This window comes from Halobacterium sp. CBA1126, assembly GCF_009741975.1.
Lineage (GTDB): Archaea > Halobacteriota > Halobacteria > Halobacteriales > Halobacteriaceae > Halobacterium.
This window is the reverse complement of the sequence record NZ_WPCF01000024.1, coordinates 21810-31141: the sequence shown is the minus strand read 5'-3', so window position 1 is coordinate 31141 and position 9332 is coordinate 21810. Positions and strand designations below refer to the sequence as shown.

Sequence of the window (9332 nt, the reverse complement as noted above, 5' to 3'; positions counted from 1 at the left end):
CAGGCGGTCCTCGTGCGCGAGGGCGGGAGCTTCCACGCCCGAGAGCACCGACGACCTCGCGGACCGTCCCGTCGGCGCCCAGTCCGGCACCACCGGGAAGGACCAGATGGACGCGCTCGTCGAGGAGGGCACCATCAGCAGCTCGCAGGCCGAACACCTACCGAGAACTACGTGCTCGCCGTCCAGGACCTCGCCGAACGGCAACATCGACGCCGTCATCGTCGACACGCCCCGTCGCGGAGCACGTTCGTCGCGAACCGCGACGTCGTCATCTCCTTCACCATCGAGACCGGCGAGCAGTACGGCTTCGGCGTCCGTGAGAACGACGACGAACTCCAGAGCGCGCTCAACGAGGGGCTCCAGGCCGTCCAGGACAACGGCACGTACGCCGAACTCACCGAAGAGTGGTTCGCTAGCGAATAACGTCGATGGACCCGACGCAACTCGTACTGCAAGCCGAACTCGGCGACTGGGAGTTCGTCTGGCGTCAGCGGCAGTTCTTCGTCGACGGCACCGTCCTCGCCGTCAAGCTGACGTTCTTCAGCATCCTCCTCGGGTTCGTGCTCGGCCTCCCCGCGGGCGTCGTGGAAGCCTACGGGGGCACGTACTCGAAGGGCGTCGTCCGCCCGGTCGGCGTCGTCGTCCGCGGTACGCCCATCCTCGTCATTATCTCCCTGACGTACTTCGCGGGCGGTATATCGCCGGCGTTCACCGCGGCGACCATCGCGCTCGGCGTGCGGTCGGCGGCCTACCAGAGCCAGATCTTCCGCGGCGCCATCGAGAGCGTCGAGAGCGGGCAGATGGAGGCCGCGCGGGCCGTCGGGCTCTCGAAGCTCGACGCCATCCGCCACGTCGTGTTGCCGCAGGCGCTGCGGCGCTCCGTGCCCGGGTTCCAGAACGAGTTCACCATCGTCCTCAAGGACACCAGCATCGCGTACGCCATCGGCGTCGCGGAGCTGCTGAAGCGCAGCTACGACCTCTTCTCCATCCAGACGACCGCCGCCCTCGAGGTGTTCCTCGCGGCGTCGCTCATCTACTTCGTGTTGACGTTCTCCGTCAACCGCGGCATCGAACGGCTCCACAACTACGTCGCGATTCCCGGAGGTAACCACTAATGGCTGACCCACTACTCGACGTCGACGACGTCCACCAGAGCTACGGCGACGAACAGGTCCTCGAGGGAATCACCTTCGAGATGGAACGGCAGGACGTCAAAGTGCTCGTCGGCCCCTCCGGCTCCGGGAAGTCGACGATGCTGCGCTGCGTCAACCGCCTCACCGACATCGACGACGGCGACATCCGCCTCGACGGGGAGTCCGTCTACGACATGGACGCCGACGACCTCCGCCGGCAGGTCGGGATGGTGTTCCAGGACTTCAACCTGTTCGCGCACCTCACCGCCATCGAGAACGTCACGCTCGGGCTCAAGCGCGTGCTCGGGCTGAGCGAGCGCGAGGCCACCGAGAAGGCCGCGTGGCAGCTCGAACAGGTCGGCCTGCGGGAGCAGGCGAACTCCTACCCCGCGGAGCTCTCCGGCGGCCAGAAGCAGCGGGTCGGCATCGCTCGCGCGCTCGCGATGGACCCCAAACTGATGCTGTTCGACGAGCCGACGTCCGCGCTCGACCCCGAGCTCATCGGCGAAGTGCTGGAAGTGATGCGCGAGCTCGCCGACGAGGGGATGACGATGCTCGTGGTCACCCACGAGATGGGGTTCGCGAAGCAGGCCGCGACCGACGTGTTGTTCCTCGACGACGGGAAGCTCGTCGAACAGGGGCCGCCCGAACAGCTCTTCGAGAACCCCGAGAACGAACGCACCGCGGCGTTCCTCAGCCGCCTCACGCAGCTCCACGGCGGCCAATGAGCCGGAACACGCAGACGGTCGTCCGGAACGGGATACTGACCGTCTTCTGGGCGTGGTTCGGCGCTCGCCTGCTCAACGACTGGTTCGGCGGCGTCGTCGTCCCCGTGGGCCAGCCGTTCTTCGACCCCCAGCCCGTCGCGGACGCCGCCGCGGCGCTCCGCGACAGTGCGGCCGGTCTCGGCGCCGTCGGCGCCCCGCTGGACGTCGCCGGCGACGTCCTCGGGTCGGCTTCGTTCGCGATGACGTACCTCCCGGACCTCGCCGCGGGCGCGTGGCTCACCGTCGTGCTCACGACGCTCGGCATCGCGTTCGGCGTCGTGCTCGCGGTGCCGCTGGCGGCCGCCCGCGTCTACGGCCGCGTCACCCGCTGGGTGTCGCTCGCGTTCATCGAACTCATCCGCGGGACGCCGCTGCTCGCGCAGCTGTTCGTGCTGTACTACGCGCTCCCGCTGTCGCGGTGGATCGCCGCCGTGCCGTTCGTCGGCACCAGCGTCGTCCCCGCGCAGGCGGTCTGGGTCGCCATCGTCGGCTTCACCATCAACAGCGCCGCCTACCAGGCGGAGTACATCCGCGGGTCCATCGAGGGCGTCGACCCCGGGCAGCTGACGGCCGCGCGCGCCATCGGCCTCTCGCAGATTCAGGGGATCCGGTACGTCGTGTTGCCGCAGGCGCTGCGGTTCGCCATCCCGTCGTGGACGAACGAACTCGTCTACCTCGTCAAGTACTCCTCGCTGGCGTCGTTCATCACGGTCGCCGAGCTCTACCACGCCGCCGAGGCCGCCGCCTACGACAACTACCGGTTCCTCGACCTCTTCCTGCTCGCGGCGGTCGTCTACGTGCTGCTCGTGCTGTCCGCGACGACCACCATGGAGTGGGTGCGCAAGCGCGTCGCGATTCCCGGCGTCGGCGGCTCCGCGGGCGGGCGGACGTCGGCCGACTAGTCAGAAGAAGTCGTCCAGACCCGCCTGGTCGTCGTCGCTCTCCTCGTCGTCCTGCTCGGGCTCGCCGTCCTCGGTTTCGGACTCGTCCTCGCTCGCCGGTTCGTCCGCCACGTCGTCCTCGAGGCTGGCTTCGCCCTCGAAGGCGCCCCCGGAGTGTTCGACGGCGCGCTCCGAGCGCAGCTGTTCGGCGTCCTCGACGATCGACTGGACCTTGTTCGTGGTCTCCCCGGAGCCCGTGACGAACGAGACGTGCTCGGCCTCGAGGTCGTAGGCCGCGGTCATCGCCACCGTCAGCTCGCGGTTCTTGCAGTGGTGGGTCATCGTCGCGAGGAACGGGACGATCTTCCGGCGCGCGGTCGACATGCTGGTGCCGCTGACCTCCGCGACGTTGCGCGCCACGTAGTCGCGCTTGTCCCGGGTCGCCCGCGAGGAGCCGAGCTTCCGCCAGTACGACGGCGGGCCGTACCGCGTCCAGCCGCCGTGGTCGTGCCGGCGGGCCGCGGCGACGCCCGCCGCGATGTTGTCGGTCGCGTACCGCCAGTACGAGTAGTTCTGGGTCGCGCGCACCCGCCCGAGCCAGACGTCCGCGTTCGAGAGGAACTCGTAGGCGTCCGCGAGCTCGCCGCCGTAGTAGTCCTTCGGGACGTTGTCCTCCACCCAGTTCACGAGGTCGTCGGGCGTCTCGTCGACGTCGTAGGCGGCCTCGAGGGCGTCCTGCGCGCCGAGGTTCTTGATGAGGTCGTCGAGGAAGTCGAAGACGCCCTCCGAGCGGTCGCGCTCGCCGGTCACCACGTCGTCGACCGTGAGCGTCTCCTCGGTCTCCGCGAGCGCCTGCAGGTCGTTGACGGCCGACCGCAGGTCCCCGGAGTTCTGCTCGGCGATGGCCTCGAGGGCCTCCTCGTCGTACTCGATGCCCTCCCGCCGGCAGATGTCCCGCAGCACGGGGACGATGGAGCGCTTCGAGACGTCCCGGAACTCGATGTCCCGGCACGCGTTCCGCAGGCTGTTGCTCATGTCGTAGTACTCGTTGGCGATGAGCACGATGGGCTGCGTGGACTCCTTCACGAGGTCCGTGATGGCCGCGGAGCCGCCGCGGTCGACGTTCCCGTGGAGGTTGTCCGCCTCGTCCATCACGACGAGCTTGCGGCCGCCCGTTCCGCCCGCGAGCGTCCCGGACTTCGCGGCCTCGCCGGCGACCCGCTCGACGACCGCCGCCGTGCGCTGGTCGGAGGCGTTCAGCTCCACGACGTCCCAGCCCTCGTCGGCCGCCAGCGCGTGGGCCGCCGACGTCTTCCCGACGCCCGGACTCCCGTGGAGGATGACGGCCTCCCGGTGGTCCTCCCACGTGTCCGCCCACTCCCGGAGCGCGTCGCGGGCCTTGTTGTTCCCGCGGACCTCCGACAGCGACGACGGGCGGTACTTCTCCGTCCAGTCTACCATTACGACGAACTAGGCGAGAACTGCGTTTAGTGGTTGCGGACGGTCACCGGAGCACGCGATTGGAGGTCCACGTCGGGGAGCAGACGCCCGACCGGGACCAACAGGAAAGCGAGTCCACGCATGGCGTCCGTGGACGGCTACGTTCATCGGGTTACACGTGGCGATGTCCTCAGCCACCGACGGCGTCATCGGACACCCCCACTACCCATTCGCGTAACTGGACGGCGTGTATCGGTTCGACCTGTGGACTCCTCACCGTTAGTCGTTGTGGTTTTGCAACTCTATCACCGGCTCCCCAATACTCGTGCAGATTCAACGAAACCTATTTAGTGCCGGTAGGACAACCTTACACTAACTCGGGTCCGTCCCGTCCTTTCTCCGCCCCCAATCGGTCCGCCGCGCCGCGGGAGCTGTCTGGCCGCCTCCCAACTGCGTCGTCTCCGTTCCGGCTCGTCCGTGGGTGCCCCCGACGGGACGCAACCCGGCCGCCTTCACTCATGAACGAAACGACCCCCTCCTGTTCGGACTACGGTCGCACGCTCACCGAACGAACGATTCCCGCGACGGCCCTCTCTGTAGCGGCGCGGAGACCAATCCGGGTCGCCGTCTGCCCGTCCCGTGAGGCGCGCTCCTACCCGGAGCAGACACTCGCCGCTCTCGCGGGGACGACGACCGACGCAGTACGTCACGGAGGCCGGTAAGCCGAATGGACAGCAGCGACGCACGCGTCGACGACGGATACGGCGGCCAGTTCCCCGCCGTCTTCGAGACCGGCGCGACCGTTCTCGTCGCCACGGCCGGCCCGCCCACTGACTACGACGTCGGCCTCGAAGCGCTCGCGACCTTCGGAACCGGTTCGGACACGGCTGTCGTCGTCACGGCGGCGACGCCCGCGACGCGAACGATCGAGGCGTTCGCCGCTCGGACCGGCGTCAGCGAACGCCCCGCTCTCAAACTGGTCGACGCGACGGGAACCCGCCCCGCGTACGGCGCGCCGTACGACGAAATTCCGGTCCTCTCCACGACCGGCCCGGGGGACCTCGAACGCCTCCTCGTCGCGCTCGCCGACCTCACGGACCGCTCGATTCAGTCGCCGGCCCGCCGCCACCTCGTCGTCCGCGACCTTTCGCCGATACTCGACACCGCCACCGTCGAACGCGTCACGACCGTCCTCGAACGAGTCCGCTCGTTCCGGACGGCGTCCGGGCTCTGCCTGTTCGGCTTCGACTACACGAACCACGACGAAGCCACGCTCGCTGCGCTTGCCGAACACGTCGACGGTGTCCTCTGGGCTCACGACCTCGCTGCCGACCAGCCCACCCTCGACTACGAACCGACGACCCAACACTAGTATGACACGCTTCGACATCGACCTCCCGGACGCGTGGCGCCGCCAGCCGACCGCCGACCGACGTGACTCGCCCACGAAACTCTCCTACCGGGCATCGACTGGCACGACGTTCATCGTTACAATCAGCGCGGACGCCTCGGATGGCGGCGCGTACAGCCTCCGCCTCTCCACGGAGACGCCGACGAACGTCCGCCACGATTATCTCGTCGACAAGTACGACTCACGTCGGGCAGTGGCGTCGGCGGCCGAGTCGTTCGTCGTTCACCTCACGCGGCAGATCGAGGGCGACGAACTCTCCGCGTCCGACCCGAGTACCGACGCAGTCCAACGAACGATCAAGTCGTTCCGAGACGAATCCGTTCTGCAGTCGCTTCGACGGACCGTCGACGGACTCCTGTAGCACGCACCCCGAAACCGGGGTTCCGGCGCTATCTCCTCCGTCTCGGGAGTGTCACTCGACGAGCTGGATGGTGTTGCCGTTCGAGGTCACGTGGAGGTCGCGACCGACTTCGTACCCCTGGCTCTCCGCGAGGTTCACGTAGCCCGAGAACCCCTCCATGTTCTGGTGGGCGGGGATGACGTGCTCGGGCTGGAGCGCGTCCAGCATCTGATAGTGCCCCTCCTGCCGGAGGTGGCCGGACACGTGGACGTCGTCGTAGATGCGGGCGCCCTGCATGCGGAGCAGCTGCTCGCTCTGGTAGCGCTGGCCCTCGTTGGTCGGCTCCGGGATGACGCCCGCCGAGAAGATGGCCTTGTCACCGTCTTCGAGATCGTACGCAGTCTCACCGCGACCCATGCGAGTGAGCATCGCGCGGGGCTCGCCCTGGTGGCCGGTCACGATGGGCAGGAAGTTCTCCTTGCCCTCGTTCATCACGCGCTCGAAGGCGCGGTCGACGCTCTTGCGGTGGCCGAACATCCCGAGGTCGTTCGTGAACGAGACGGCTCCGATGCGTTCCGCCGCCCCCGAGTACTGCTCCATCGAACGGCCGAGCAGGATGGGCTCGCGGCCGATGTCCCTCGCGAACTCCACGAGGCTCTTGACGCGGGCGATGTGGCTCGCGAACGTCGTGGCGACGATGCCGCCGTCGTACTCCTCGACGCTCTGCATGACGTCTTTCAGTTGACTGCGCGCCACGCTCTCGGAGGGCGTGCGCCCCTTCCGGTTGGCGTTCGTGCAGTCCTCGACGTAGCAGAGGACGCCCTCGCCCTCGCGGCCGATCTCCCGGAACCGGTCCATGTCGATGGGGTCGCCGATGACCGGCGTGTGGTCCATGCGCTTGTCCAGCCCGTAGACGACTGCACCTTCCGGCGTGTGGAGCACGGGGTTGATGGCGCCGATGACGGAGTGAGTCACGTTGACGAACTCGAGTTCGCAGCGCTCGCCGATGTCCATCGTCTCGCCGGCCTCCATCTCCACGAGGTCGTTGTTCACGTTGAACTTCTGCTCGCCCTCGATCTGCCCTTTCACGAGCTCCAGCGTGTACGGCGACGCGACGATGGGCGCGTCGTAGCGATGCGCGAGCTTGCTGATCGCGCCGATGTGGTCGAGGTGGCCGTGCGTCGGTACGATAGCCTGCACGTCGCCCTCGAGGTCGTTCATGATGCGGTCGTCCGGAATCGCACCCATGTCGATGAGGTCCAGCGAGTGCATGCCCTCCGTCTGGATGTTGTCGTGAATCAGTACCTTCGAGAGGTTCAGTCCCATGTCGAAGACGACGATGTCGTCACCGGCACGGACCGCAGTCATCTGCCGACCGACTTCCTCGTAGCCGCCGATTGTCGCGATTTCGATTTCCATAGTAGGTCCGATCAGAGCAGTCCCAGTACTCCGCGAGGAGAACGCCCGAGAGAGGAGAGTAGGGAACGAACGCGAGCGAAAACAGCACCCGGCCGCGCGTGACGGCCGATGACTGTGTGCAGCTAGCGCGGACACCCGACTCGGGGACGACGCGTGTTTCGGTTACCTGTAGCGACACGGGCACGGCGTAAATACCCCGTGAAAGGAGTCGCTGTCACTCACGGCCGAGTTCGGGAGTCCCGACCGGACGGCAGGCAGCTGCTACTCGCGGAACGGCTTGATCGAGTAGACGCCGCACTCGTCGTCGAGTCGCCGCGTCGCCTCGCTCTCTTACGGGCACGGGGGAGTTGACGTCCACGAGAACGGCCACGAGGGCGACGCAGTTCGAGACGGCGGCTCGGACGGCCTCGTCGACCAGCTCGAAGGCGACTAACGGGCGGGTCGGAGTCCGGAATATGCGTACCGGAATCCCGTACTCGTTCCGGGAACACAGTTCCTTTTCCGAGGGCGTGCGTACCGTCCGAGGTGCCACTAGATGACGCGGTTCGCGAGCGTGTCGTCTTCCTCGGTGGGAAAGCGACCGGCGTCGAGTGCCCGGACTGCGAGTTCCGGAGCCGCGACGCCGACCTGTCCCCGCACAACGTCCGGGACGTGACGTGTCCGGACTGTGGGGCGACGATTCTCACCGCGTCCCAGATGTCGGCCCTCCGGCAGTCCGGGAAGCTCTGACCGCTCCGCGAGCCGCGAGCGGTCGTTCGCGCCGTCGTCGTCGCCACAAGACCTTTTTACTCCACAGCGAGCAGTACAACCATGTCTGAACGAGTCCCCGGCAACTCCCGTGGCACGGAACTCGGCGTCGCTGCCGCCGCCGGCGCCGTCGCCTACGTCCTCGGCTACCTCCTCACGTACCTCTGGCAGGGGTCGTCCGTCCGCGAGCAGCTCGAAGGGTACAACGCCGTCGTGGAGTTCCTCGGCGGCGACCCGATTCCGGCGTGGAAGGCCGTCGGCTGGCTGTTCTACAACGCCCACGGCGTCTCGTTCACCGTGCCCTCGATCGGGAGCGGGCAGACCACGCGGAACCTCATCGCGGACGGGAGCGCGCCGATGCTCCTGTACGTCGTGCCCGCCGTCCTCGTCGTGCTCGCCGGCTTCGTGCTCGCCCGCCACGCGAACGCCACGGACGTCTCTGCGGGCGCGAAGGTCGGCGCGCGGGTCGTCGCCGGCTACGTCGTGCTGGCCGTCGTCGGGCTGTTCGTCTTCGAGTACGGGGCGGGCGGCAGCGCCATCCACCCCGAGTACGCGCTCGGCGTGCTGCTCGCGGGCCTCGTCTACCCCGCGGTCGTCGGCGCCGTCGGCGGCGCGCTCGGCGCGGTCACGTCGACCTAGAGGTCGCGGGCGACCAGTTCGCCCCAGTGCTCGAAGCCGTACCGCTCATAGAACGCCCGCGCTCGCTCGTTCTCCCGGTCGACGTCTAAGACGATTCGGTCCAGCGGCGGCGACTGCTCGCGCGCGGCGTCGAGAGCGGCGTCCATCAGGTCGTCGGCGACGCCGGTCCCCCGGTGCTCGGGTGCGACGTAGATTTCGTTGAGGACGGCGGCGTCCCAGACGAACGCCATCGACTCGGGGAGCACGAAGACGTAGCCCGCGAGGCCGTCCCCGCCGTCGGCGACCTGCACGCAGCGCTCGTCCTCGGCGACGCAGCGGTCGACCCACTCCAGCCACTCGCGGCGGTAGTCGGCGTCGAGTTTCGCCTCGTAGACCGCCTGCTTTTGGTCGTCGCCGGTTCCCTCGCCGAGTCCCGTCTCGAAGCCGCGCTTGAGCGCCCAGAGCGCGTCGCCGTCCCCGTCCGCGTACGGCCTGACCATGCCCGCGGGTTGGTTCGCCGCGGCGTTAGCGTTTGGCTTCCCGGGACGAGGAGAGTTCGGCAGGTGTCGAAGTCCT

At 67.9% G+C, this 9332-nt stretch carries 11 protein-coding genes; 8 read left to right on the top strand and 3 right to left on the bottom strand.

Annotated elements, in window-relative coordinates; genetic code table 11:
* Positions 1-12: 12 nt before the first annotated feature.
* The 4 genes from GJ634_RS16895 to GJ634_RS05295 are packed head-to-tail and all read left to right on the top strand — an operon-like array spanning position 13 to position 2802.
* On the top strand, positions 13-423 hold the full coding sequence (locus GJ634_RS16895; RefSeq protein WP_394350873.1) for a transporter substrate-binding domain-containing protein: 411 nt from the start codon (positions 13-15) through the stop codon (positions 421-423).
* 5 nt (positions 424-428) lie between these two features.
* Positions 429-1115 carry an amino acid ABC transporter permease gene (locus GJ634_RS05305; protein WP_157500912.1) on the top strand — a complete coding sequence of 229 codons (687 nt, stop codon included), beginning with the start codon at positions 429-431 and terminating at the stop codon, positions 1113-1115.
* Entirely contained in the window at positions 1115-1861 is a 747-nt protein-coding gene (locus tag GJ634_RS05300) for an amino acid ABC transporter ATP-binding protein (protein WP_157500910.1), read from the top strand. Before GJ634_RS05305 ends, GJ634_RS05300 begins: the two co-directional genes overlap by 1 nt.
* Positions 1858-2802: an amino acid ABC transporter permease gene (locus tag GJ634_RS05295; RefSeq protein WP_157500908.1), complete on the top strand. Its 945-nt coding sequence runs from the start codon at positions 1858-1860 to the stop codon at positions 2800-2802. The genes GJ634_RS05300 and GJ634_RS05295 overlap by 4 nt, the downstream gene beginning before the upstream one ends.
* On the opposite strand, the gene GJ634_RS05290 is transcribed toward GJ634_RS05295, so the two are convergent.
* Positions 2803-4242, bottom strand: coding sequence for a replication factor C large subunit (locus GJ634_RS05290; RefSeq protein ID WP_157500906.1), 1440 nt, complete (start codon positions 4240-4242; stop codon positions 2803-2805).
* A 706-nt stretch (positions 4243-4948) separates the two neighbouring features.
* On the opposite strand from GJ634_RS05290, the gene GJ634_RS05285 reads away from it, so the two are divergent.
* Positions 4949-5593, top strand: coding sequence for a hypothetical protein (locus tag GJ634_RS05285; protein WP_157500904.1), 645 nt, complete (start codon positions 4949-4951; stop codon positions 5591-5593).
* A gap of 1 nt (position 5594) precedes the next feature.
* Complete coding sequence (locus GJ634_RS05280; protein WP_157500902.1) at positions 5595-5993, top strand: hypothetical protein; 399 nt, start codon at positions 5595-5597, stop codon at positions 5991-5993.
* A gap of 51 nt (positions 5994-6044) precedes the next feature.
* On the opposite strand, the gene GJ634_RS05275 is transcribed toward GJ634_RS05280, so the two are convergent.
* Complete coding sequence (locus GJ634_RS05275) at positions 6045-7391, bottom strand: RNase J family beta-CASP ribonuclease (protein WP_157500900.1); 1347 nt, start codon at positions 7389-7391, stop codon at positions 6045-6047.
* Positions 7392-7916: 525 nt separating this feature from the next.
* Here GJ634_RS05275 and GJ634_RS05270 point away from each other — a divergent pair.
* Both GJ634_RS05270 and GJ634_RS05265 read left to right on the top strand, forming a co-directional pair.
* Complete coding sequence (locus tag GJ634_RS05270; protein WP_157500898.1) at positions 7917-8120, top strand: hypothetical protein; 204 nt, start codon at positions 7917-7919, stop codon at positions 8118-8120.
* A gap of 81 nt (positions 8121-8201) precedes the next feature.
* Positions 8202-8777 (top strand): transporter, encoded by a 576-nt coding sequence (locus GJ634_RS05265; protein ID WP_157500896.1) that lies wholly within the window; start codon positions 8202-8204, stop codon positions 8775-8777.
* Here the strand turns inward: GJ634_RS05265 and GJ634_RS05260 are convergent.
* Positions 8774-9256, bottom strand: a complete 483-nt coding sequence (locus GJ634_RS05260; protein ID WP_157500894.1) for a GNAT family N-acetyltransferase — start codon at positions 9254-9256, stop codon at positions 8774-8776. The genes GJ634_RS05265 and GJ634_RS05260 overlap by 4 nt on opposite strands.
* Positions 9257-9332 lie beyond the last annotated feature (76 nt).

Bases quoted from the DNA above. Each gene is read 5' to 3' on its own strand.
- GJ634_RS05260 (WP_157500894.1), bottom strand. From the start codon at position 9,256: ATGGTCAGGCCGTACGCGGACGGGGACGGCGACGCGCTCTGGGCGCTC.
- GJ634_RS05300 (WP_157500910.1), top strand. From the start codon at position 1,115: ATGGCTGACCCACTACTCGACGTCGACGACGTCCACCAGAGCTACGGC.
- GJ634_RS05295 (WP_157500908.1), top strand. From the start codon at position 1,858: ATGAGCCGGAACACGCAGACGGTCGTCCGGAACGGGATACTGACCGTC.
- GJ634_RS05275 (WP_157500900.1), bottom strand. From the start codon at position 7,391: ATGGAAATCGAAATCGCGACAATCGGCGGCTACGAGGAAGTCGGTCGG.
- GJ634_RS05290 (WP_157500906.1), bottom strand. From the start codon at position 4,242: ATGGTAGACTGGACGGAGAAGTACCGCCCGTCGTCGCTGTCGGAGGTC.
- GJ634_RS05305 (WP_157500912.1), top strand. From the start codon at position 429: ATGGACCCGACGCAACTCGTACTGCAAGCCGAACTCGGCGACTGGGAG.
- GJ634_RS05265 (WP_157500896.1), top strand. From the start codon at position 8,202: ATGTCTGAACGAGTCCCCGGCAACTCCCGTGGCACGGAACTCGGCGTC.
- GJ634_RS05280 (WP_157500902.1), top strand. From the start codon at position 5,595: ATGACACGCTTCGACATCGACCTCCCGGACGCGTGGCGCCGCCAGCCG.
- GJ634_RS05285 (WP_157500904.1), top strand. From the start codon at position 4,949: ATGGACAGCAGCGACGCACGCGTCGACGACGGATACGGCGGCCAGTTC.